Annotated in this window: 22 protein-coding genes and 2 pseudogenes; 9 read left to right on the forward strand and 15 right to left on the reverse strand. The window is 38.7% G+C overall.

Features of this window, described 5'->3' with window-relative positions; all coding sequences use genetic code 11:
• Positions 1-5 precede the first annotated feature (5 nt).
• The 5 genes from BN3326_RS07580 to BN3326_RS07600 form a co-directional block, all read right to left on the reverse strand.
• A complete protein-coding gene (locus BN3326_RS07580) occupies positions 6-1,253 on the reverse strand; it encodes an extracellular solute-binding protein (RefSeq protein WP_207646322.1) in 1,248 nt (415 codons plus the stop codon).
• Positions 1,254-1,398: 145 nt separating this feature from the next.
• Positions 1,399-2,235 (reverse strand): carbohydrate ABC transporter permease, encoded by an 837-nt coding sequence (locus BN3326_RS07585; protein WP_069998590.1) that lies wholly within the window; start codon positions 2,233-2,235, stop codon positions 1,399-1,401.
• Entirely contained in the window at positions 2,232-3,140 is a 909-nt protein-coding gene (locus BN3326_RS07590; protein WP_069998760.1) for a carbohydrate ABC transporter permease, read from the reverse strand. The genes BN3326_RS07585 and BN3326_RS07590 overlap by 4 nt, the downstream gene beginning before the upstream one ends.
• A gap of 129 nt (positions 3,141-3,269) precedes the next feature.
• Positions 3,270-4,631 carry an extracellular solute-binding protein gene (locus BN3326_RS07595; RefSeq protein ID WP_069998591.1) on the reverse strand — a complete coding sequence of 454 codons (1,362 nt, stop codon included), beginning with the start codon at positions 4,629-4,631 and terminating at the stop codon, positions 3,270-3,272.
• Between the two features lie 289 nt (positions 4,632-4,920).
• Positions 4,921-6,867, reverse strand: a complete 1,947-nt coding sequence (locus BN3326_RS07600; RefSeq protein ID WP_069998592.1) for a right-handed parallel beta-helix repeat-containing protein — start codon at positions 6,865-6,867, stop codon at positions 4,921-4,923.
• 216 nt (positions 6,868-7,083) lie between these two features.
• On the opposite strand from BN3326_RS07600, the gene BN3326_RS07605 reads away from it, so the two are divergent.
• Positions 7,084-7,974 (forward strand): AraC family transcriptional regulator, encoded by an 891-nt coding sequence (locus BN3326_RS07605; protein ID WP_083258589.1) that lies wholly within the window; start codon positions 7,084-7,086, stop codon positions 7,972-7,974.
• Here BN3326_RS07605 and BN3326_RS07610 read toward each other — a convergent pair.
• The 3 genes and pseudogenes from BN3326_RS07610 to BN3326_RS07615 all read right to left on the reverse strand — a co-directional run bounded on the left by BN3326_RS07610 (position 7,963) and on the right by BN3326_RS07615 (position 10,132).
• Complete coding sequence (locus BN3326_RS07610) at positions 7,963-8,841, reverse strand: LacI family DNA-binding transcriptional regulator (RefSeq protein WP_330389667.1); 879 nt, start codon at positions 8,839-8,841, stop codon at positions 7,963-7,965. The genes BN3326_RS07605 and BN3326_RS07610 overlap by 12 nt on opposite strands.
• A 12-nt stretch (positions 8,842-8,853) precedes the next feature.
• Positions 8,854-8,991: pseudogene (locus BN3326_RS22535) on the reverse strand (LacI family DNA-binding transcriptional regulator); the annotation flags it as partial.
• A gap of 133 nt (positions 8,992-9,124) precedes the next feature.
• Positions 9,125-10,132, reverse strand: a complete 1,008-nt coding sequence (locus tag BN3326_RS07615; protein WP_069998595.1) for a helix-turn-helix domain-containing protein — start codon at positions 10,130-10,132, stop codon at positions 9,125-9,127.
• A gap of 174 nt (positions 10,133-10,306) precedes the next feature.
• Between BN3326_RS07615 and BN3326_RS07620 the strand changes: the two genes are divergently transcribed.
• Genes BN3326_RS07620 through BN3326_RS07640 form a run of 5 tightly spaced genes read left to right on the forward strand, consistent with a single transcriptional unit; the run spans position 10,307 to position 15,389 of the window.
• Positions 10,307-11,293, forward strand: coding sequence for an ABC transporter substrate-binding protein (locus tag BN3326_RS07620; protein ID WP_069998596.1), 987 nt, complete (start codon positions 10,307-10,309; stop codon positions 11,291-11,293).
• Positions 11,294-11,296: 3 nt separating this feature from the next.
• The gene (locus tag BN3326_RS07625; RefSeq protein ID WP_069998597.1) at positions 11,297-12,280 is read left to right on the forward strand and encodes a FecCD family ABC transporter permease; all 984 of its coding nucleotides are present in this window, start codon (positions 11,297-11,299) and stop codon (positions 12,278-12,280) included.
• Complete coding sequence (locus tag BN3326_RS07630; RefSeq protein ID WP_069998598.1) at positions 12,280-13,290, forward strand: FecCD family ABC transporter permease; 1,011 nt, start codon at positions 12,280-12,282, stop codon at positions 13,288-13,290. Before BN3326_RS07625 ends, BN3326_RS07630 begins: the two co-directional genes overlap by 1 nt.
• A gap of 23 nt (positions 13,291-13,313) precedes the next feature.
• Positions 13,314-14,105, forward strand: a complete 792-nt coding sequence (locus BN3326_RS07635; protein WP_069998599.1) for an ABC transporter ATP-binding protein — start codon at positions 13,314-13,316, stop codon at positions 14,103-14,105.
• Positions 14,106-14,141: 36 nt separating this feature from the next.
• Entirely contained in the window at positions 14,142-15,389 is a 1,248-nt protein-coding gene (locus BN3326_RS07640; RefSeq protein ID WP_069998600.1) for an MFS transporter, read from the forward strand.
• Between the two features lie 253 nt (positions 15,390-15,642).
• On the opposite strand, the gene BN3326_RS07645 is transcribed toward BN3326_RS07640, so the two are convergent.
• Positions 15,643-16,716 carry a sensor histidine kinase gene (locus tag BN3326_RS07645; protein ID WP_069998601.1) on the reverse strand — a complete coding sequence of 358 codons (1,074 nt, stop codon included), beginning with the start codon at positions 16,714-16,716 and terminating at the stop codon, positions 15,643-15,645.
• Positions 16,713-17,387, reverse strand: a complete 675-nt coding sequence (locus tag BN3326_RS07650; protein ID WP_069998602.1) for a response regulator transcription factor — start codon at positions 17,385-17,387, stop codon at positions 16,713-16,715. Before BN3326_RS07650 ends, BN3326_RS07645 begins: the two co-directional genes overlap by 4 nt.
• Before the next feature lie 164 nt (positions 17,388-17,551).
• On the opposite strand from BN3326_RS07650, the pseudogene BN3326_RS22870 reads away from it, so the two are divergent.
• The 3 genes and pseudogenes from BN3326_RS22870 to BN3326_RS07660 all read left to right on the forward strand — a co-directional run.
• A pseudogene (locus BN3326_RS22870) lies at positions 17,552-17,993 on the forward strand (ATP-binding cassette domain-containing protein); the annotation flags it as partial.
• Between the two features lie 15 nt (positions 17,994-18,008).
• Positions 18,009-18,497: a hypothetical protein gene (locus BN3326_RS22875; protein WP_442857203.1), complete on the forward strand. Its 489-nt coding sequence runs from the start codon at positions 18,009-18,011 to the stop codon at positions 18,495-18,497.
• The gene (locus BN3326_RS07660) at positions 18,494-19,204 is read left to right on the forward strand and encodes an ABC transporter permease (protein WP_069998603.1); all 711 of its coding nucleotides are present in this window, start codon (positions 18,494-18,496) and stop codon (positions 19,202-19,204) included. Before BN3326_RS22875 ends, BN3326_RS07660 begins: the two co-directional genes overlap by 4 nt.
• 159 nt (positions 19,205-19,363) lie before the next feature.
• Here the strand turns inward: BN3326_RS07660 and BN3326_RS21185 are convergent, their stop codons facing one another.
• The 5 genes from BN3326_RS21185 to BN3326_RS07675 all read right to left on the reverse strand — a co-directional run bounded on the left by BN3326_RS21185 (position 19,364) and on the right by BN3326_RS07675 (position 23,366).
• Complete coding sequence (locus tag BN3326_RS21185) at positions 19,364-19,531, reverse strand: ribonuclease E inhibitor RraB (protein WP_083258590.1); 168 nt, start codon at positions 19,529-19,531, stop codon at positions 19,364-19,366.
• Positions 19,515-19,730 carry a hypothetical protein gene (locus BN3326_RS22215; RefSeq protein ID WP_141722880.1) on the reverse strand — a complete coding sequence of 72 codons (216 nt, stop codon included), beginning with the start codon at positions 19,728-19,730 and terminating at the stop codon, positions 19,515-19,517. Before BN3326_RS22215 ends, BN3326_RS21185 begins: the two co-directional genes overlap by 17 nt.
• Positions 19,731-19,736: 6 nt before the next feature.
• Positions 19,737-20,783 (reverse strand): glycoside hydrolase family 130 protein, encoded by a 1,047-nt coding sequence (locus BN3326_RS07665; RefSeq protein ID WP_069998604.1) that lies wholly within the window; start codon positions 20,781-20,783, stop codon positions 19,737-19,739.
• A gap of 66 nt (positions 20,784-20,849) precedes the next feature.
• Entirely contained in the window at positions 20,850-22,418 is a 1,569-nt protein-coding gene (locus BN3326_RS07670; protein WP_069998605.1) for an extracellular solute-binding protein, read from the reverse strand.
• Between the two features lie 39 nt (positions 22,419-22,457).
• Positions 22,458-23,366, reverse strand: a complete 909-nt coding sequence (locus BN3326_RS07675) for a carbohydrate ABC transporter permease (protein WP_207646323.1) — start codon at positions 23,364-23,366, stop codon at positions 22,458-22,460.
• Between the last annotated feature and the right edge of the window lie 10 nt (positions 23,367-23,376).

The following is a 23,376-nucleotide window of genomic DNA, read 5'->3' on the forward strand; positions in this document are numbered from 1 at the left end:
AGCTCTTACCTACCTAATAAAATTTCGTCATTATCTAAGTAATATCTTCTTACAGCATGTTCCATTTTTCTTGCTATTATTTCCGGCTCTTCCCCATCAAACAATTCTTTCATCAACATATTATGTACTTCGCCTAAACGTGGCGGAAGATACTGATCATACCAAAACTGAACATACGGTGCATTTTGAATCATCGTATAGATCTTCTGAAAAAGGGGCTCTTTATAAGATGTATTTTTAATAGGAGGTATTCTGCCTGCCTCGATTCTCTTTTGAACAGCTGTATCGTCAATTAAGAACTGTATGAGTTTGAAAGCCTCATCCGGGTACGCACAAGAAGATGCAATACTGTAAAAATTATCTCCTACACTGCCCACATAATGATCCTTACTCCCTCTGCCTTCTTCAATAACCGGAAACGGAAAAACATCCAGCTTTTCTAATAATTCTGGTTTAGCACCATTTAACTTACTTAAAAACCAAGTACCTGTTAAAATCATTGCTGCCTCTTCATTATAGATTAAGCTTCTTGCATCTCCATTATCCTCATCAAGCCAATTAAAGCCTTCAGGAAATGCATTTTTTGCTATAAGTTCCTGTATCTTATAGCCTGCTTCAACAAATGCAGCATCCTCAAACGTATAATGATTCGCTCGCTCTATAGCATTTTTAAAAACCTCAGATCCTCCAATACGATCTACAAAATACATATAGTACATCGAGCCTGGCCATCCAGTTCTATTCGCCAGAGCTAAAGGAATAATATGCTGTGAACGGAGCACCTTTATGACTTCCAGAAACTCTTCATAAGTCTCAGGTGGGGACAGCTGAAGCTTTGAAAAAATATCTTTATTATAGATTACAAGTGACAGCGTCACATTCTCAACAGGAACTGCCCAAATACCGTCTTCGTAGTCAACCATCTCTATTGCTTTATCCATGAAACGGTCTAAATACTGATCTTGCATCATATAGTCTCGCAAATTAACAATAAACTGCGTATTAACCAGCTCTTTTAAGCTTCCTCCCGCCCATGTTGAAAAAACATCGGGCATTTCTTTTGTGGCGCTTCGAATTTTTAGATAATGCTTATAGGCATCATTGGACATAACTGTCACATCAACTTGAAATTCTGGATACTGGTCTTCAAATCTTTTGATCGAGTCCATAATAATTTCCTGAATAGGGGCTTCCTCTTGAATATGATAGAGTGTAATAATTTTTTTTTGCTTTGACTGGTCATTGTGTTCCACTTTTTTTGGGGTTTTTATACAGCTTGTTAGACTCAAAAAACTAAGTATGCATAAAATAGCAATCATTTTCCGTCTTCTCATCTTGAATTCCTTTCATTTCTATGTACATTACTGAGTTTAATCATTTCCCCAAAAACTTATTTTACTATCCTTTTACAGCGCCAGCCATCATACCTTTTATAAGTTTATCCTGGCCAATAATAAATGCTATGATCATCGGAACAGCACTTAAAAATAATACCGTCATAATCATAGGAACATTAGAGGAGTATTGCCCTTGATATTCCCACACTGCCAGCGGTAAAGTTCTTTTAGTGACTGACTGCGTCAGCACGAGTGCAAAGCTAAATTCATTCCACATATTTACACCATTGTAGATTGCTAAAGTCGCAAGCCCTGGCTTTGTTAAAGGGAGAATGACCTGAAAAAAGGTTTTAATCTTTCCGCAGCCATCAATCTCCGCGGCTTCTTCCAATTCTTTGGGGATTTGTGCCATAAAACTTGTTAAAATAAAAATAGAAATAGGTAAATTAAAGGCTACATAAGGCCCTACCAATGCCCATATTGTATCATACAAACGAAGTTTTTGGGTTAATATAAAGATCGGAATTAATGTAACATGAACCGGAACAGCCATTGCCGCAACAACTATTGCATAAATAGGCCGGTTTAACTTAAATGTGAACCTTGAAAACGGATACGCGGCAAAGGCACTGATCATGAGGGTAAGAAACAAACCAACCCCTGCTACTGTCAAACTATTGGCTAAATATCTAAAAAACCCTGGCCCAATAATAGCTTGAAAATTATTAAGATAAAGTCCCTTGGGAAATGTAAAGACACCACTAGTCATCATCTCAAATTGCTGTTTAAAAGTAGAAATAACCATAAAATAAAAAGGTGCTGCTGCTATAATAAACCACACTGCTGCAAAAAAAATGATAAGAAGCATCAGAGGATTTATCTTTTTAAGTTTTGTCATACTTCAGTCTCCTTTCTATTCATAAGTGTCATGGTTAAGAGGGAAATTGTTGTAATAATAAGAAACATGCCCGCTGCAATTGCAGAGCCATATCCCATATTCATAGAAACAAAGGCACTTTTATACATATAGGTAGCCATTAACTCTGTTGCCCCATTAGGACCGCCCTCAGTCATAACATAAATTAAGTCAAAATATTTAAGTGACCCTACCATCGAAAGAATACAGGCAGTCTTTATGGAACCTCTCATCATCGGTAAAGCAATACGCCAAAAGTACTGATTTCTTGTAGCTCCATCAATAATTGCCGCCTCATAGATCTCTTCCGAAATCGAAGTAAGTCCAGCTAAGAAATACACCATGTAGAAAGGCACAAACTGCCAGCAGATTACCAAAATGACTGCAAATAATGCAATTTTGGGATTACCTAAAATATCAACCATAGCTTTTCCGCCAAATAATCTAGAAACAACTGAAATAAGGCCAAATTGAGGATCGTATGTATACTTAAACAAAAAACCTATAGCAATAGAGGACATTAACATGGGCAGAAAATAGGTCACCTTCAAGAAATTAAGCTTTCTTCCCCCCATATCAAGCAGGACTGCTAAGACCATTCCGATAGGAAGCTGGATACTTATTGATAAGATCATTACCAAAATATTATTACGAAAAGCTCCAATAAACTTTAGATCTCCAAGGAGCTTCTTCCAATTTTCAAAGCCTACAAATGCTTTTTGTGGATCGATACCATTCCACTTATAAGTACTTAGTACAAAAGTATCTGTAATAGGATAGGCTATAAAAAGAAACAAAAATATAAAGGCAGGTATTAGAAATAAAATGGCCGTAAGCAGTGTCTGAGCTCTTCTTCTTTTAGCTAAATCATTTTTTGTCTGGACCATACTAGTTTTTATCTGGATCATATTAGTCTGTTGCGTCAGCGATGTATTTCTAAACGCAACTACCTCCTTTTCATGTTTTATGGTACTTTATAGCACTATAAAGTACCATAAAATGATAAACCTACTTATCTATTTATTGGATGCAGCCTTTTTAATAGCTTCTTCCATATGCTTGTTCACTTCTTCTGGTGTCATTGCGAGTGCAAATATTGCCTGGCTTGTATCTTTATGTAATTCTGCCACCTCTGGTGTAAGATATTGATCATACCATAGCTGTACTGTAGGTGCTTTTTCTACTGCTTGTTTAACAGCTGCTAAGTTTTCATCATCTACTTTAAGCCCTTTAACTGGAACAAGTCTGCCATCTGCAACACGTTTTTCAATAGCAACATCATCAATTAAATACTGCATCGCTTTAAAGGCACCTTCTACATCCTTACAACTAGCTGCTATAGAATAGAAGTTATCTCCGAGTGTCCCAATGACTGAATCTGGATGGCCAACTCCTCCATCTACTGCTGGGAAGGACATAAATCCTACTTTTTTCATAAATTCTGGGTTTTCTCCTTGAGCTGTAGAGAGGAACCAAGAGCCCATAAGATGCATAGCTGCGCTATCATTATATAAAAGCGTTCTCGATTGTCCAGAGTCTTCATCCAGCCCATTGAATCCTTCATTAAAATAACCTTTTTTAACCCATTCTTGAATTTTATCACCTGCATATTTGAATGCTTCATGTTCAAAAGTTCCGCCAGCATCTCTATTGGCTGCAGCAGCAAATACAGATGTCCCTCCGAACCTTTCAACTAAATACATATAATACATAGACCCAGTCCACTTGGTTTTATTGGCTAAAGAAAAGGGTATAATGCCATTTTCAAGCAAGGTATCACAAACTTTTTCAAGCTCCGAAATAGTTTTAGGCACACTTAACCCCAATCTTTGAAAAATCTCTTTGTTATAAAATATACCTGCCACTGATGTATTCTCTACCGGCATGCCCCATATTTTATCCTCATAGGTCGCTTGCGCAATGCCTCCATCCAAAAACTTATCTTTATAATTATCCTTATTCATATATTGTGTAATATCAGCAACTCTTCCAGCTTTAATATACTCAACCATTGGACCGCCCGACCAATGTGGGAATATATCTGGCATTGAGTCCGTTCCCATTGCAATTCTTATTTTTTGTTTGTAAGCATCATTCTGCATGACAACTACCTCAACTTCATATTGCGGATTATCTGCCACAAATCGATCCATGCTGTCTTGAATATAATTGGGTGCATCACCGTTTGTCTGGATATGCCATAAAGTAAGTTTAGTTTTTTGAGCATTTGCTGCACTTTTTTGTACTGTCCCTCCATTTGAACTTGCAGATTCACTCGTTGTTGTATCTGCTTGCCTGCCACACCCACTCAGAGTTGTTAAACCCATGGTTAATCCTATTGCTAACGCCAGTCCCCTTTTAAGTTTACATTTTCTCATTTTCCCTCTCCTCTACTCATTTTTCAAGAAAAACCTAGAACGTACAATAGGCTCTTCTTTGTGTTCTAATAGTAACATAACATTATGTGTATATTGAATATAAATACGTGTTGTTTATCTATAATTTTATGCCTTTTGTATATTTGCAGTTTGCTAATTAACTAATTATTTTGTAACTTTTTTCTTTTTGATAGTGCTACTGCCTTATTAAGCTTACAAAAAAGCTCTGGCAATGCCGATACCCGACATTGCCAGAGCTTTTAGATTAGTACGATAAATGATTACGAAATTAACCCCAAACTTTAATACGATTGTGCCCCACTGAAATGGTTTCAATAGGACCCACTGTAGGCATATCTTTTCGCTGCTTATTCAAATAATCTTTATCTAATGTAATAGGACTTCCACTCGGATCATCAAAGATGGCATCAACAATACGTACTGTTCCAAGGGTTTCTGTCCCGTATAGAGCTGTTGCCACATCCAGCATTTCTTGATCTACATCCATCTCTAAATAAACTTCATCGTTATCTTCGATAATTTTTACATTAGGGTTAAAAGAGGGATTGCAGTACTTATGATTTTCTGCCCTAAAAGCCTCGGAGCCATTTAGATAAACATTGCCATCAATATAAACTGGTTGTTCAATGTTAATAAACTTCTCATGATCTCCAATCCCAGCATCAACGACCTGTTTATGATACTCCTCATAAGAAGAGGTGCAATCATCATACCCTGCAGTTCCACTATAGGATTCCTCCTCCGGTATTTCTATCCCCCCAACAAAAATATTGTTATATAAACGGTCATCTCCACTATATACAACAGCTGTTCCAGCTACCTGTGTAGAATGTGGAAAATGGTAAGGCGTGGAGCGGTCCAACGTTTTGATTCTGCGCATAGATCCGCAGCATAAATTATTTATGTACGCGCCGCCTTGGGCAACATTATCAAAGCTATAATGAGAACCAAAAATATTATTATCTACTAAATACGGCCCATGGGTAACTTCAATAAAGAAATCACGGTCATTGTTATAATACAAGTTCTGGCTTATACGTACCCCTTGAGCCTGCCAATCCAGCCATGTGCCCAAGGTACAGTTATGGATACGATTATTATGAATTTTAACATCTATCGCCGCATGCAATTTGATGCCCGCAATTTCATAACCAAAGAATTCATGTTTGACAGCAATGTTGTAGATATGATTATTGTATATTTCACTAAATACACACCCCATATGCCCAACAATAGCATTTTGGCCGCAATTATAGATGGTATTATTACGAATAATATGAGAACCAATTTTTTCTTTGCTCCAACCTATCTGAAGAGCACGGAACACAGCTTCCATCTGATATTGATAGCCTGGTTTCTGCTGGCGTCTTGTGCACAAATTGTGTCCAGTAGAAGCTTCTTTGCCAATGCTGATGGCACTGCATTTTGCATCATGAATAATATTATTTTCGATAATCCAGCCTTTACTCCAGTTTACCCCAAGGAGCCCTGGCTGATCAGCTGTAGGTGGTGTCCAAGGCGATGCTGCCTGTGCCATTTCAAAACCACGGACAGTAATATAGTTCATGCCTGTCTTTTCAGGATAAAAGCAGCATTTACGCACGTTGATTTCCGTTAATTCTTTATTTGGGTCAGCCCCATGGAAGTTGGCATATAGTGTTGTTGTCTTGTCATCAACCTCAGCATACCACCCATAGATTGAACCCTCTGGATCCAGCAGCTTTTCTGTACGTTTTGTCCATGGTGGATTAAACCCTGTTTCGCGTTTTATAGAATGTCTGATCTCATCTAAAGATCGTGCCTCATAGAAAGATTTCCCGTTTAGGTAGACATCTCCTGGATGCAGCGATCTGTCTTCAGGGTGAATAAGCCAGTCTCCAGATAAAGTCTCTTTGTACGGATTGTAATCACCAAACATAGTATTTGGCAATACCACTTTCCATACGGTCCCTTCTAAGCATTCCCAAGTTGTTATTCTTTCAGACCCTTTAATAACAACCCGCTCCCCCTTAGCAGCCTCATAAGTAATTCTGTTGATATTGCTATAACCACTATGGGCAGGTTTTACCCACTCACGGTATTCACCTTCATGGACAATAATCGTATCCCCTGTTTCTGCAACTTGAGCAGCTTTTGAAATTGTTTTAAATGGATTCTCTTTTGTCCCCGCTGCATTATCGCACCCAGTAACTGCTACATGAAATATTTTATTCATTTCAAAATACCTCCTATCACTTTTACTTTACAATAATACAAATCATTAATAAGCACTACTTACTTATTGCGGATTTTTGCCCACAAATTGTGATTTCACCTAATAAAGTATTGAAATATTAGAGAAAATCCCATAGAATAATGAAAAATCAACAATTTATAGGTAGTTGTAAATACATAAAAAGTGAGTGAGTAATACATCAATTCATCTATTAATGTGAAGGAGTATGCAGAGTTGAAAGACTGGTCTATTTTTGAAAACAATCAATTTTTTCATGGCTATTCGTATAGTATTTTTTATCTGAATGAGTTAGAAACCTTTCCGCTGCATTGGCATCATTATGTGGAAATCATCTATACCATGCAGAATGGTTTGATCTATGAAGTAAATGGTGAAAAAATATATATGGAAAAAGGAGATATATTATTGATATGGCCGGGGGAGCTGCATGCTATTATTTATCAGCCTCAACCTAATAATACGCTTTTATTACAATTTGATTCACAACTTCTGACTAATCGTGTAGATTTTCAAAAATTAGCTTATTTATTTTATTCCACGCGTCTGCTAAGAGAAAAAGAAAATGCCAGGGTAGTTCCCCGATTACAAAAATTACTCTTAGAAATCTTAGATACATCTCTATATGAAGAGCATTTTCCAGAAATAAAATCCTGTATATTTATTTATGAATTGGTGATATGTTTAGGCGGGCATTTAAGAGAAGTAACTCTGGAGAATGAAAAACGAACATCTTCTCATAAATTAAAGGTTGAGCAGCAAATGTTTTTAGTATGCAATTATATTACAGCGCATTGCACTGAGAACATTACATTGGAAGCCGCGGCTGCTATCGCCGGCTTTTCGAAATATCATTTTTCAAAGTTATTTAAAACATACACAGGACATAGTCTTCCTGAGTTTCAGGCAAAAGAACGTCTGCGTATTGCAGAAACACTGCTTCTCGATCCTAATCTTTCAATTACAGAGATTTCTCAAGAAGCAGGATTCAATAGTATTTCAACGTTTAATAGGGTTTTTATGCAGTTTAAAAAAGTAAGCCCGACCCAGTTTCGTAAAATGTATCAACTATTAGATCTATTGCACTAAGTTTATATTTTTGACTGAGTCTCTGATGCGAAGTTCAACTGGCATGACGATATTTTCTGCCTTTTCATCAGGATTTTCGATGAGTTTCAAAAGTTTATCAATAGCTGCATAAGCTTTGTGTGTTGTATTTTGACGTACCGTAGTAAGCTTTGGTCGAATAATAGAGGCTACAGTTGCATCATCATAGCCCGCAACTGAAACATCCTCTGGGATACGTATCCCATGATCCATCAGATAGTTCATAGCCGTGACTGCATAATAGTCTGCACAAAAAAACATCGCACTAATCTTAGAATGTCCTTCCACGAAATGCTGCATGCAAGGCTCTAATCCTGCCGTTCCATTTTCAAGAACGAACTTTTCACCTGCTTCGGGTGCCAGCCCTGCATCTCTAATGGCATTTACAAAACCTCGGTAACGCTCATAGTCTCCCCCAATATAGTTGTCTGAAAAAAAGCCTATCCGTTTATGTCCATTTGCAATAAGATGACTTGTCATTTCATAGGCTCCACGGTAGTCTTCTATCCCTACATTCGTATAAGCGTTGCCGTCATCACCAAAATAGCCATCTATAAAAATGAGAGGTTTTTTATACACTTCTCTTAAAACTTGAGCATTCTCATAACTAAAGCCAAGTGCAACTAGTCCATCTACATTCCAAGAGGATACGAATTTAGTAACTTCTTCAACATGCTTTGAAATATAAATCATGATATAATAGCCGCGCCCATGAATTCTCTTTTCTAAGCCTCCTAATAATTCTCCCGTAAAAAAATCCTGTATGGCATTGTCATAAATATTTTCATTTGAATTCATAACAAAACCTATAATATTCGAATTATTTTTAGCAAGATTAACCGCTGTCATATTCGGTATATAATTGAACTCTTTTAATGCTTTTTGAATCTTCTCTACGGTCTGTGGTGAAACTTCCTTTGTTTTGCCGCGGATGACGTTAGAAACAGTCGTTGGACTGACCCCAATAATCCCAGCCATTTCTTTAATCGTGATCAAGGATTCACTCCCTTTCCTTAATACTTTCCAAGCTTATTATATACTATAGTTCTGCATTATTAAACAAGCTAAAAAAGCTACCTCTCTAAAATTTAGAGGGATAGCTTTTTCTTCCATAATATTTATAAGAAAACCCCTATCTTTTAGCCCTACGAAAGGCGCTGGGACTCATCTGATAGGTGCGATTAAACATATTGGTAAAATTAGCACAACGCGCGTAACCAATATGATGGGCGATCTCCTCAATACTTCTATCCGTCGTAGATAATAGGTTGGCAGCGATAGACATGCGAATACTATTAGCATACTCCCATATGGTGCTGTGGTACATCGCTGCAAATCCTCCCTTTAGCTTCTGAGGATTAAGATTGACGAGTTCACTTAAGTGCTCAATAGTTGGCGGATCACAAGCACGTTCGGTCATGATTTCATAAGCTTTTCTTATGGCCCGTACATCATCGTGGGATAAATTAATTTTACGATTTTTCCCTAAACTGATAGCCCCTAGAGCATATTGATTGGTAAAAGCATTTTGTGAAGCATCACGAAACTCTGCTGTTATGACTGCAAGGCATTCTAATATTTTGCTGTCAATATAGAGGGCATTTAAAGCTGGTGATGAAGCTAATCGTTCTATCTGATGAAGTACCTTAACAAGTTCTAGAGGAAGGTAGCGATGGGTAATGTTAAAAGGGAATTCATAGGGTGTAATTGCCTTCTCCCCATATTCAGGCTGTATCATTTCTTTAAAATAAGGCGCATAGATGGTGACTTCAGTACCATGAAAATGCTGACCTTTATACCAGACCTGTCTGCCTTTTGGATGATTTTCTACTACGAAAAACGAGGAAGGTTTAAAAGAAGAAACAGCTTCATTAGCGAGGCGAAACTTAGTCTCTCCCAAATATACCGTACCAAAGCGCATGTGGGTGGATGGAATATTAAATGTAATCCCAAAATCTTCGGGAATCGTATAGTTACCAAGGAAGATATCATAATGCCGTGCTTTAGTATAACGCACAATATAACCTAGCTCTGGCCTTTTGTCATTATGATAGAGGATAAAGTTATCCCTAAAAATGGGTGTAAAAGATAGTGCATTAAAAAAAGCCTCATAAAATGCTTCACTTGATGTAACAACCATATTGTCCCTCCTCACACTAGTCTGGTGCTTTTAATTATAAAATTCTATAACCTAAAAAGCAATGCATAATTTATCTTATTCGGTGCACAAATAATCATATTAGATGATTTCATTGCAATGAGATTGACTATCATTTACAATTTAGTTGTAAATAAATGTCGAAAGGAAATCCTTATGAAAAAAATTAAACACTATTTAAATACACTTGCTCTTGGAGGCGTTTTAATGCTTTCTTTAGCAGGCTGCGTAGGAAATACCAAAGATAAAGTGGCTACACCATCACCTGACACTGCGGCGATACAGCCAGCAACCGAAACAAATAGTACTACCCGCATTATAACAGATGCCAGAGGCGAAGTAGAAATCCCTCTAACTCCACAACGCATTGTGGATATCAGCGGCACGAGCGATACCCTCTCTATTCTTGGCTATAGCGTAATTGGGACAGCTAACTCAGATGCTTATGACTATACAAAGCTTCCGGCTTATCTCGAAGATACTTTAAAAGACGCCGCTATTTTAGGTTACAGCTTCCAAGACACCATGGACCTTGAAGGGGTTATTGCCTTAGAGCCTGATCTTATTATCATCTCTAATTACCAAGAAAAAATGTATGATCAATTGTCTCAGATTGCTCCAACCGTGATGCTTCAAATGGCACAGATTGACTGGACTGAGGATCTCAAGAATGTGGCTGCTGTGATGGATCAATCAGATAAAGCAGATGCATGGCTAAGTACTTATAAGGCAAAAGCTGCAGAAACTGGCGATCGTATGAAAGCCGCTCACGGCGAAGATACAACTTACCTTGCCTTTTTAGCTAGCGGCGGTCAAATCTATATTTTTGACGGTGCCGGTATGGGAAGCATACTTTATACCGATATGGGACTTAAAAAACCTGAAGGTATGCCAGCTCAGGAAAATGTAAGTCTGCCAGTAGTCAGCTATGAAGGTCTTGCAGCAATAGATGCTGATTATATCTTTGCAGTGGGTACCGAAGAAGACCTAGCACAACTTGAAGCAAACAAAATGTGGCAGAATATGAGAGCAGTTAAAAGTGACAGCTATGTAACACTTCCGGCCAGTCCTTATTTTAACCAAGGCTACAGCCCTATTGGCCGCTTATTGTTTTTAGATGAAATAGAAGGGTTGATGAAATAACCTATGTTTAAAAAAGCAACTGCCACTGCGATACTCTGCTGCCTTCTAGGAGGTATTGGCCTTATTATTGCTATCTCCTTTGGTGCAAAGCTTATTCCTTTAAAAACTGTATGGGACAGTATTTTTCATTATGAAGAAGTATTAGAGATGCAGCTTGTTCGTGATGGCAGACTGCCAAGAGCATTATGCACCGCCTTAATAGGCGGTTTTCTTGGTATCTCTGGTGCTATGATGCAGGGTGTTACAAGAAACCCAGTTGCGGAGCCTTCTATGATGGGCATCACTCAAGGTGCCACCCTAGCCGTTGCCATCACCTCTGTTACTCCAGGCTTATACGGCCTTTTTGGCAATACCTTCGCTGCCCTTATCGGTGCGACAGTAAGTGGTGTTTTAGTACTCATCTTCAGTATGCAGAATGCTCGTAATATGAACTTATCCCGCCTGCTTCTGGCTGGAACCGCCCTAAGTACATTCTTTTTATCGATGGCATCTATTGTTGCCTTGTTGTTTAATAAAGCTCAGGAGCTTGCCTTTTGGGTAGGGGGTGGGTTTAGAACCGCCTCCTGGCAGAGTGTCTGGCTGCTTCTGGGGGTAGGCGGGATCTGTACCCTCATGGCGCTGTGCTTATCGCAGCGTATTAATATCGTAAGCTTAGGAGAGGATGTAGCGGTCGGCCTTGGAGAAAATCCTCATAAAGTACGTTTTTATGCCCTGCTGCTTTTAATCCCCCTCTGCGGGGTCAGCGTAGCGGTAGCAGGCAATATTGCATTTGTCGGCTTAATCGTTCCCCATATCATACGCCGGCTTCTAGGCTATGACTACCGTTATATACTGCCGTTTTCTTTTGCTGCAGGTTCTGTACTTCTTATCTGGGCAGATGTTGCGGCCAGATTAGTGAGTCAGCCTTATGAAACCCCTGTGGGCCTCTTTACATCGTTAATTGGCGTGCCCTTTTTTCTATGGCTTGTAAGAAGGGGGAATAGTTGATGAGGGTTAAAAATAAGACACTTATATTCGTTTTTGGTGCTTTTTTACTGTTACTAGGTGCTTTTTTAATAAGCCTTATGACGGGTACTTATAAACTGAGCTTGAGTGAAATGCTCCAAACCTTTTTAGGACAAGGCACAAAGATGCAGCATATGGTCATTTTTGGCTTAAGGCTACCGCGCATTCTTACGGCTGCCTTTGTAGGTGCTGCCCTGTCCACTTCCGGATGCATCCTACAAAGCATCACCAAAAATCAGCTGGCCGAGCCTGGGATTATTGGTATGAATGCAGGCTCTGCCTTAGGGGTTGTCCTGCTTATTGCTTCTAAAAGCAGTAATTATTACGATACGTTAGGTCTTGGCACCGTACTTTTGATGCCCTTTGCTGCTATTGTAGGTGCGCTTTTTGCTACCCTTCTCATTTATGGCCTAAGCTATAAAAAAGGGATCAACCCCACCCGCCTGATTTTAATAGGGATCGGCGTAAACGCCGGGATTAATGCCCTTATTACAATGTATCAACTAAATATGTCTAAAGGAGACTTTAACAAAGCACTGACTTGGATCAGTGGCAGCTTATGGGGCAGCAGCTGGCAGTTTTTTATGATCAGTGCCCCTATTGTGGTTCTCTTTATGGGACTTACCCTTTACAAGTCTAAAGTACTGGATGCTATGGACCTCGGTGATGAGCTGGCCGTCGGTCTGGGAGTACGTGTGGAACAGGAACGGCGTATTCTGCTCTTTTTGGCAGTAGGCCTTGCAGCTGCGGCCACAGCTGTTGCCGGTAACATTGCCTTTTTAGGCCTATTAGGTCCCCACATCGCCAAACGTCTCATAGGCCCTGTGCACTGCAGACAGATTCCTCTTGCCGCACTCATAAATGGTATTATTATTATTTTGGCAGACACCGTCTCAAGAAATCTCTTTGCACCCCTTGAGATCCCTGTGGGTATTACGATCGCGGCCATTGGCGTACCTTATTTTATTTATTTAATGATAAAAGAAAAATAGCCTCTAGAAAGAAAGGTGATAGCATGCAGAATCCGAGCATTGAAGTAAGTAATCTACAGGTCGCTTATGAAGATCTGCTCATTATTAATAATATGAATTTAAAAATACCAAAAGGCAAAGTCACTATGATTATTGGGGGCAATGGTTGCGGCAAATCGACTCTTTTAAAGTCTATTGCGCGCATCTTAACGCCAAAGCACGGCGAGGTCCGCATCAATGGTGCCGCCATTAAAAAGCACGCCTCCAAAGAAATCGCCAAGATGATGGCTGTGCTTCCCCAAAGCCCTGTTGTACCCGAAGGCCTTTTGGTAAAGGAACTTGTGTCCTATGGACGCTTCCCCTACCAAAGCCCTATGGGTGGCCTAAAGGCCCACGATATCGAAATGGTCAACTGGGCCATGCAGGCGACAGGTATCTATGAGTTTTGCGACCGTCCTGTACAGGCGCTTTCTGGCGGACAAAGACAAAGAGCGTGGATTGCCATGGCGCTTGCTCAAGAAACTGAGATACTTGTGCTCGATGAACCCACTACTTATCTGGATATCTCTCACCAGCTGGAGATTCTTGAACTTTTAAAGGAGCTCAACCGCACACAGAACCGAACCATTGTGATGGTGCTTCATGAACTTAATAATGCCACCAAGTTTGCAGACCATTTGATTGGGATGAAAAAGGGTGAAGTAGTCTTTGAAGGTGCCCCAATAGACGTAATTAACAAGGAAAACTTAAAAATTTTATATGGCATTGAAGCCAAGCTGCAGTTAGATGCAACCGGTACCTATCCAATATGTACCGATTGTGCATTAGCGCGCTAAGCCTTCTGCCATTCTAGCTTAGGATGAGAATATATTATGAAAAATAAAAATTATATTATATTGGTAATTGGACAGATTATCTCGTTATTCGGCAGCTCTATTCAACGTTTCAGCCTGTCACTTTACTTATTGGACGTTACAGGATCAGCCCGTATTTTTTCTGGTATTTTAGCACTGTCGATGCTGCCTTATATCGTCTGCGCCCCTATTGCTGGTGTGCTTGCAGACCGTATAAGCCGCAAACACATTATGGTGGTACTGGACTTTTTAAGCAGTGCGCTTTTATGCGTTTATGCCGTTATCTTGTTTAGCGGGCGTGACCATTACAATATAGTCGCCGGCGTCATGCTGCTCTTGTCTGTCTTTTATACACTCTATGCCCCTGCTGTTACAGCAAGTATCCCTCAGATTGTGCCAGAAAGCAGCTTGCTGCAGGCTAACGGCATTGTCCAGCAGGTAGCCTCTTTGTCTAACTTCCTAGGTCCTATCCTAGCTGGCATATGCTATAGCCTATGGGGCATCAAGGCCGTTATTATTATAAATGCCTTAAGCTTCTTCCTTTCGGCCATCTTGGAGCTGTTTCTTGATATCCCCCATACTCCGCTAGCACCCAAGGCCGAGAAGGTTTCAGTACCTCGTATGATTTACGAAGAAATGAAAGCCGGCTATTGTTATCTTAAAGAGGATAACCCCATTGTCTTTAGAATGATTATAACCTCTGGTTTATACAATTTGTTTTTAGTACCTATCTTTTCTATAGGCTCCCCATATATTATTAAGGTCATTTTAAACATGCCGGCCCAGACTTATGGTATGGCAGAAGGCGTCATTGCCCTGGGGATGATCCTCGGCGGACTCATTATCAGCCTGCGCCCAAGGCTGGTGGGGATCGAGCGGATTTATTACATACTTTTTCCTGCGTGTTTATCTCTAGTAGTGATGTCACTTTCTGTGATGCTCCCGCTAGATCAAGAGGTCTTTAGATGGGCCAGCCTCGGTCTTTTTACCTTTGGCGGTATGTCTATTATGCTGGCGCTGGGGATGGCCAATGTCATTAGTATGACCTATATCCAGCAGGCCTCCCCTTCTCATATGCTGGGCAAGATCAGTGCTTTCGCCACAGCCTTTGCGACCTGTTGCATCCCTCTTGGGCAAGCTATCTTTGGCCAACTGCTGGAGGCTTTTGGGTCCCACCTCTGGACTGTAATACTCGCCGCCGCCCTCCTAAGCTTCGGCGCCACACTGCTGGTAAGATGGAATGTAAGACAAATTAAGCCTGCTTGATTTTAAACAAGTAGGCTTAATTTAGTATTTTATAAATATATTTATGCTTATCACATCTTCTATTCATAGTGGTCCTTACTTTCCTTGAACTCATCCTTTTTAAATCTGTAGATTAAGGGCCCGCCTATTACGCACCCTGAAAAAGCTATATAACAAATACCTACAATTTTAGGCTGTAAATCCTAGTATTCCCTTAACCCAGTACCTTAGTTCTGCTCTAATAGTCTTCTTATTATACTTTAATATTAATGATTTATACTGTCTTAGCATCCGAGCCTAATGGCAATTTTACAATGAAAACACTCCCTTTCCCAAGCTCGCTTTGTACTTCAATTGTTCCTTCACATAGTTGTGTAATTTTCTTGACTAAAGTCAAACCCAATCCATTTCCAGTTAATGAGTGGGATGTGTCTCCTTGAAAGAATTTATCAAATATATGACGTATGGTTTCATCATTCATTCCGCATCCGCTATCTTCAAGCCGAAAGATTGCCTTTTGTCCGCTCCGCCATAGGCCTACTTTTATCACTCCACCCGTGTTCGTGTACTTAATGGCATTGTCAAGAAGATTAACCCAAATCTGATGGATTAGATTTTTTTCACCAAGTATTTCAATTCCATCTTCAAGTCTAATGTCAACGTGAAGATTTTTATCGCTCCACTTTGGTTCTAACATTACAATCGCAAGTCTAATTTGTTCATCTAAACAATAGATCGTTTTTTCGCTAATAATCTCTGTACTTTCTATTTTCGAAAGGTTAAGAATGTTCGTGGAAAGATGAACAAGCCGCTCTGATTCCTGCACGATTATATTCAGATATTCCTGCTTTTCCTCGTCGCTAATATCACCCACCTGCAATAGTTTGGCGAATCCACTTATCGATGTAATGGGGGTTTTGAACTCATGGGAGAAGTTTCTCACAAAGTCGCTGCGCAGGGTTTCGATACCTTTTAACTCCTTCACCATCTTATTAAAGCTCCCGGCAAGGGCATCCAATTCAAAGACAAAACTGCCGTTTACCCTAACCGAGAAATTACCCTGAGATACCTTTTCGGTGGCTTTTATCATGTCTCGGATTGGCTTAACAGAGCGCTGACTTAATAATGTTGCTATCACCACTCCCAAAAAAATACTGATATATACCATTATGGAGATTGCTCGGATTGGACTTGAGGTACCTTCTAAGTCCATGATTCCTAATTTGATTAGCAAATAAGCAATCAAGCCCGCTGATAAAATGGCCAAGAGCATAACGATAAAAACCAGGGTCACCAAGGAAACCGCAAGACTAATTTTCGGTGGGAGTCTCTTTTTTATTTGCTTCATACGCACCTCACAATTTTATACCCCAAGCCACGCACAGTAACAATTTCAAAATCGGGGTTATCTCTCAATTTATCCCGCAATCTGTTTATATGAACATTCAAGGTATGCTCGTCTGTCTCAGTCTCCAATCCCCAAAATTCATCCATTAGTTGATTGCGGGTGAAAATCATATTGGGATAACTCATAAGCTTAAAAAGAAGTTGAAATTCTTTCTTTGGCAAAGCATGTTGTTCACTTTTCCATGAAACAGTAAGAGTTTTGTAATCCGCTGTGGTTTCACCCATGACAACTCTGTGTTCGCTGGCAATTTGTGCTCGACGTAAAAGCGCCTTTACTCGAAATAGCATTTCTTGTTCATCAAAAGGTTTCGTCATATAATCATCAGTTCCTGCGAGAAAACCCTTATGCTTATCTTTCGTCTCCTGATTGGCTGTTACCATCAGTATTGGAATGTTTTCTCCCACACCACGTAATTGCTCACAAAATTTATAACCATCCATACGAGGCATCATCAAATCCAATACAATCAAATCAAATCGCCGTTTTTCCATCCTGTCAAGTGCCTCAAGGCCATCTTTTGCAGTATATGGGCTATATCCACCGCGCTTTAGAACAGCGCACATTAGTTTTTGTGTATTTATATCATCTTCGACAATTAAAATATCAAACACTGTAGGTCACCTCCATTATACGTATTATATCACCTACAAAGTAAACTGAACATCAACTGAATTTTAAGTAAAAATTGATGCTCAGTTGATGTTTTAAAATTAAAGTTCACTATAGCGTTAATTTCAATAAAAACGTAAAAAAATTCACAAAAGGAGTGTATGAAATGGAAAAATTAAATAGTGACTGCTGCGCTGCAATACAGCTAGATAGTCTCACAAAAAATTTTGGTGATTATCATGCCGTTAGCGACCTTTCACTTGAGGTAAATAGTGGCGAAATATTCGGATTTCTTGGTCTGAATGGTGCAGGCAAATCAACCACAATTAAAATGATGCTGTCCTTACTAACCCCCTCGTCCGGTAGTATCTATATGCTGGGAAATAAAGTTGGCTCAGCAAGTCACAAGCTGTGGGAGCAAGTTGGATATTTGGAGGAAGTCACTTATTATCCAGGACTTACTGTAATAGAAAATTTAGACATTGCTCGCAGAATGCAAATGATATCTGACCGCCAATCCATTACCAAAGTGATACAAAAACTCGGTTTAGAGGCTCATAAAAATAAAAAAAGCAAAAAATCTTTCTTTGGGAAACAAACAACGGCTAGGGTTAGCTAAAGCAATGATTCATAGTCCGAAAATTTTAATTTTGGATGAACCTATCAACGGCCTCGATCCCGCTGGTGTCGTGGAAATTCGGGAAATGCTTTTTGATTTATCCAAAAATTTTGGAGTTACTGTTTTTATATCCAGTCATCAACTAGAAGAACTTTCCAAACTGGTTGATCGGATTGGCATCATCCATGAAGGACGGTTAATTCAGGAAATCAAAATGACACATCTAGAGCAGTCTTTACAAAAACACATGGTTTTGGATGGCCGCAATAAAAATGCAATGAAACATATACTCGCAGAACAGGGATATAGCTTTAAGGAAAACATAGATGGTCGCTTGTTGCTTTCAGCAGGCTCCACAATTGAAAAACCTGAAAGATTAGCTGAATTGCTGGTTCGCTTTGGACAGCCCCCAACACAACTAAATATCGTTACCGAAGATTTGGAAAGTTATTTCTTGCGGATCATTCAAAGTACAAGGAGGATACAGGAATGAAAATATTATCATTTATACATTGTGAAGTTCTTAAGGTCTTGCGTTCAAGTGTTTTTTGGATTGTTATTGTCGCATTTGCCACTATGCCAATTATGCTCGGTTTAGTCACATATATCAATGCTGTAGATGCCGGATGGGAGCCTTATTTAACAGATTTACTTGGTACAAACACTGCTCTTTTGGTGATTGGATTCTCTTTTACCGCATGTTGGGTTTTCGGACGGGAGTATACAGATAAAACGATCAGTGAATTGCTAGTGAAACCAGTATCTAAACTTTATGTGGCACTTTCAAAGTTCATCGTAATTTTTCTTTGGGATGTATTGTTGGTCTTTTTCATGTTCGCTGTTGTATGCATTATGGGCATTTTGATTGGACTTAATGGTGGGACATGGTTGCTTATAACGAATAGCTTTCTTACTTTTATGGCAGCATCACTGCTAACGATGGTTGTTAGTACAATAAGTGCTCTACTAGCAAATGTCAGCAAGGGATATTTAGCTCCTATTGGACTTGCATTCCTTATTGTGGTCATTTCCAATGTCGTGGCACAGGCTGGCCTTGCCGCTTACTTTCCTTGGACAATTCCGGCATTATTTATTTCAAATGTTCATCTTGGTATCGTTAGCATCGTCATACTTGCTATTACGGGAATAGTAGGGTTTATTGGAACAATCGCATGGTGGAGCTTTACCGAACAGCAATAGGCTAGAATATAACTGTAGACACAGATTGTTGATTTATAGGGTACTGGGAATTATTCAATCTTATAATTGGAGCAGCCCAGCGCCTCCTATCAACTTTTGCTAATAAGCTTATCGATTTACATCACAAGAAGCATTTTTAACTAATCTTGAGTGATTTTATTACTTCACTATTTCACAACCCCAACCGTCATATTCTATTTTGTATCTGTTAGCTATTTCTTCCATTCTATAAGTTTCGTCAAAAATAACCTGATCTTCTATCGCATCTTCAGCTTTAGCTTCTGCTTCGTAGAAGAAAAAATGAACTCGGCTAAGTGTCAAGTTCATTTTTACTGATTAGTAATGGTATTGTAATTATTCGATACTGGGGTAGTCCCCCACAAAGAAAAGCGATGGCAATATTGTTTTTCAACGATTTCTTGGAATGAGTATTAATTAAATCGATATTAAATTCATCTGTTAACTCATCGCCACCATCTATCATAACTAAAATTGAGTGAACAGCTCCTTTTATTGCTTCATCCAAAATATTTTATTTTTCATAATACTCTAAAGAACCCATGATTTCTTCAAGAGAAGATTTTGCATAGCAGATGGAAGTATCTGCTGCGCCATAATAAATATGAATATCTTCTTCATCAGGAATAACTCCGCAAGTAAATACTACCCCTCCAAGAAATCCTTCTGTTTCATAAATTTCCTTAGGCTCTAGAATAGGTTCTTTACTTCGTGCAATGATTTCCCACGGACGTGTTTCATGATGCAAGAGTGCACCAAGACAATATCTGTCGTCTTTAGTTGCCCCATGATAAATCTCTAACCAGCCACCATCCACTTTAAATGGCGTTGCGCTTGCCCCAACTCTGCCATTATCCCAATAACCCTCTCGTGTTCCCATCAAATGACGATGGTTCCCCCAACATAAAAGATCTGGTGACTCAGCAATCCAAATATCCGGTTTTCCAAATACAGATGTTGAAGGCCTATGAAGTGCATAATATTTGCCCTCTATTTTTTCTGGGAAAATAACTACATCTTTATTATCTGGATGAAAAACAAGGCCTAATCTTTGAAATGTTTTAAAATCTTCTGTTACAGCCAAGCAGTCTGTGATGCCAATATCCGATATAGCACTATATGTAATATAGTATCTTCCATCAATCCTAACAGTTCTTGGATCTTCAATACCATAAGTTTCATATTGATTAGCAGCTGCCATGGCTGGTGTTTCCTCAATCTCAAAGTTGAGTCCATCCTTGCTCCTTGCCACTCTTAAATGTGAAATGGAGGTAATATAGGACTTCTCTTTTGTTCTAATCCATCTGGAATCTGAGAAATCACAATCTTCGTCATTCTTATCGAACTCTAAAAAAGTTATGTGTTCTCTCTTCACATCAAATAGAGGTACTCGGTATTTATCTTGGTCAGGTACTGGGCGTTCCGCCACTCTTATAAGCAGAATGATTTCCTCATTCATCTTAATGGCACTGGCATTAAATGCACCGATAACTTCAAAATCTGGTCTAGACGGCTTTACCTGTGCAGGAGTAATAATTGGATTTTTATTATATCTTAGCATGTATTTTCTCCTATATTAAAGAGCAGCTGTGATATCTATAGCTGCTCTTATACAAAATTTTAAACTTTATTGAGCAAGAAATGTGTCAATTTGTGCTTGATACTCAGTTTGGATAGTTTTTACAACGTCAGAAGCTTCTGCTTTAAATTTATCCCATTCTTGCTGTGGATCAGTAATACCATTAATAATGAGTGGATAGTACTTAGCTTCAATAGAATTAAACTGTGCAATTTCATTTGTAACCTTTTCAGCATTAAAAGTAAAACCAAGTAACTTACTAGGTATAAAATTGCTAGCATCACTAAAGTATTGGTAAGTTGCCTTATCTTTTTCATTTAGATCAGACGAAACTCTATCTTGAGTAGGATTCCAAATCCAAGCATATGGGAACCATGTATAATCTGTGCCTATAAATGAATAGGAGTCTTCATCAGGTGCATCGAAAGTTTCGCCTTTAAAACCATAGGCAAGTAAATCATAGTTTGCTTGATCTGCACGAACCCAATCTAAAAACATCATAGCACGTTCCTTATTTTTACTAACTTTAGGAATACAAACAAAGTTCCATTGCTTGAAGTCTGAAGTGTATGCGCCTAGACCTGTACTATAAAAATCAACTGTTTCAAACTCATAATTGGCATTAACTGACTTAAGTGCAGTTTGAGTCGCTGCATCAACCCCTATATCACCTTTAACACTGATAGCTACGTTGCCTTTTTTAGCTTCAGTTGCAATATCTGTAACGGCTAACATATCTCTGTAAATAATCCCATCATTATAGAGCTTACGTGCATTTTCAATGTAGCTCCAGATGTCTGAATCCATTTCCTCAAAAAGGTTATATACCTTTCCATCGTTATTTTTGAAATAAAGTACATGGCTTGTTCCAAATGCTTCTGTACGTTCGATTTGATTAGGATTTTCAAAATATAGCCTCATCATAGCCGCACTTCGGTCATTTCCTGCTGCATTCTGTGGGAGAAATGGAATCATATTTGGATATTTTTCTTTTACAGCATACATCATTTTTTCTAAGTCTTGGTAACTCTTAATTTCAGGAATGCCAAGAGCTTCACGAATATCTTTACGAACTAAATAGGCTCCTGCTGGTTTTTGCAGAACTCCAAGTGGTATCCCATAAATTTTACCTGCAAATTTATTGGCTTCAAACATCTCATTTGGAGTTGTCTTTAAAATATTTTGGCCATATTTTGCAAGAAGATCTTCCATGGGTTCATAGTAACCTGTACTTACATTTGTATTCATACCGTTCCAAGGGGCATCAAAAATGATGTCACATTTTTCGCCTGAGTTTAATGTTTGTGTTACTTTTGTCTGAAGATCTGACCAAGGCACAAACACAACATCTAACTTAACATTTACTGTATCTTTCATTCTAGCTTCAGCTTCAGCTATTACTTTATCAAAAGCAGCTGGACGATCTCCTGGTATAAATATTTTCAGTATCTCTTCTTTGCTGATATCTACGCTGTTTCCAGCAGCCTCAGTCATTTCCTTTGTTTTGGCTAGAGTTGAAGCATCCTCAGTTTTTTTTCCTGCACAACCAGTTAGCATGCTCGTTGACATTACTGTTACCATTGCTGCTGCCATTAATTTTTTAATTAATCTTTTCATACATTGCCTCCTAATATTATTTTTAGTTTTAGTCTACGTTTATCCTTTAACTGATCCAATCATTATGCCCTTTACAAAATATTTCTGGACAAATGGATAGAGCAGAATAATAGGTCCTATTGTGATACATACAATAGCTAATTGAATTCCCATAGTTGGGATTATAGAACCATAATTTGTTGCCCCGCCTACATACTGGGCCATGTTTACATTGGCCATAAGTTTACGAATCATCATCTGTAATGGATGCTTTTTATAATCGTCCATAAATAATAAAGCAAGCCACCAGTCATTCCAGTAGACTAATGCATAAAATAGTGATACTGTTGCAATAACTGGTTTTGAAACTGGAAGTGCAATTTTAAAAAAGGTAATCATATCATTAGCTCCATCAATCATAGCTGATTCTGAAAGTTCTTGTGGTAAGTCTCTAAAAAAGCTGACTAAAATAAAAACATAAAACGGGTTAACAACATACGGTAAAATCATGGCTAAAATATTATCTTTTAGGTTAAGCCATGATGCAATCATAATATAAAAGCCTACAAGGCCAGAGCCAAAAATCATTGTGAAATAGGTCATAAATCCAATCACATTTCGATATTTTACTTTTGGACTGGCAATAAGATACGCAAGCATAGTAGAAACCATCACTGCAAGAGCAGTGCCAACTACCGTTACAAAAATTGTAATGCCATAGCTTCTCCATACCTGAGCCCCTCTTAGAATAAACTTATAGGCGTCTAAACTAAATTTAGATGGGATAAGTGTAAAACCATTTTGCATAATAGCGCCCTCGGACGCAAAAGAATTAATAAATACAATCCAAAAAGGAATAAAACAAAGCAACGCCACAATAATAATTGATATGTAGATAAAAGCTTTTAATATCATATCTGAGGAAGATGTCCTTATTTTAGTTCTTTGGTTTAATGTTAGATTTGACATTCTCGTCCCT

The organism is Cellulosilyticum sp. I15G10I2, from assembly GCF_900095725.1.
In the GTDB taxonomy this organism is placed as follows: Bacteria; Bacillota; Clostridia; order Lachnospirales; family Cellulosilyticaceae; genus FMMP01.

Excerpts from the sequence above, each read along its gene's own strand:
- BN3326_RS07585 (WP_069998590.1), bottom strand. The coding sequence starts at position 2,235 with ATGACAAAACTTAAAAAGATAAATCCTCTGATGCTTCTTATCATTTTT.
- BN3326_RS07590 (WP_069998760.1), bottom strand. The coding sequence starts at position 3,140 with ATGGTCCAGACAAAAAATGATTTAGCTAAAAGAAGAAGAGCTCAGACA.
- BN3326_RS07595 (WP_069998591.1), bottom strand. The coding sequence starts at position 4,631 with ATGAGAAAATGTAAACTTAAAAGGGGACTGGCGTTAGCAATAGGATTA.
- BN3326_RS07600 (WP_069998592.1), bottom strand. The coding sequence starts at position 6,867 with ATGAATAAAATATTTCATGTAGCAGTTACTGGGTGCGATAATGCAGCG.
- BN3326_RS07610 (WP_330389667.1), bottom strand. The coding sequence starts at position 8,841 with ATGACAGCGGTTAATCTTGCTAAAAATAATTCGAATATTATAGGTTTT.
- BN3326_RS07615 (WP_069998595.1), bottom strand. The coding sequence starts at position 10,132 with ATGGTTGTTACATCAAGTGAAGCATTTTATGAGGCTTTTTTTAATGCA.
- BN3326_RS07620 (WP_069998596.1), top strand. The coding sequence starts at position 10,307 with ATGAAAAAAATTAAACACTATTTAAATACACTTGCTCTTGGAGGCGTT.
- BN3326_RS07625 (WP_069998597.1), top strand. The coding sequence starts at position 11,297 with ATGTTTAAAAAAGCAACTGCCACTGCGATACTCTGCTGCCTTCTAGGA.
- BN3326_RS07630 (WP_069998598.1), top strand. The coding sequence starts at position 12,280 with ATGAGGGTTAAAAATAAGACACTTATATTCGTTTTTGGTGCTTTTTTA.
- BN3326_RS07635 (WP_069998599.1), top strand. The coding sequence starts at position 13,314 with ATGCAGAATCCGAGCATTGAAGTAAGTAATCTACAGGTCGCTTATGAA.
- BN3326_RS07640 (WP_069998600.1), top strand. The coding sequence starts at position 14,142 with ATGAAAAATAAAAATTATATTATATTGGTAATTGGACAGATTATCTCG.
- BN3326_RS07645 (WP_069998601.1), bottom strand. The coding sequence starts at position 16,716 with ATGAAGCAAATAAAAAAGAGACTCCCACCGAAAATTAGTCTTGCGGTT.
- BN3326_RS22875 (WP_442857203.1), top strand. The coding sequence starts at position 18,009 with ATGATTCATAGTCCGAAAATTTTAATTTTGGATGAACCTATCAACGGC.
- BN3326_RS07660 (WP_069998603.1), top strand. The coding sequence starts at position 18,494 with ATGAAAATATTATCATTTATACATTGTGAAGTTCTTAAGGTCTTGCGT.
- BN3326_RS21185 (WP_083258590.1), bottom strand. The coding sequence starts at position 19,531 with ATGAACTTGACACTTAGCCGAGTTCATTTTTTCTTCTACGAAGCAGAA.
- BN3326_RS07665 (WP_069998604.1), bottom strand. The coding sequence starts at position 20,783 with ATGCTAAGATATAATAAAAATCCAATTATTACTCCTGCACAGGTAAAG.
- BN3326_RS07670 (WP_069998605.1), bottom strand. The coding sequence starts at position 22,418 with ATGAAAAGATTAATTAAAAAATTAATGGCAGCAGCAATGGTAACAGTA.
- BN3326_RS07675 (WP_207646323.1), bottom strand. The coding sequence starts at position 23,366 with ATGTCAAATCTAACATTAAACCAAAGAACTAAAATAAGGACATCTTCC.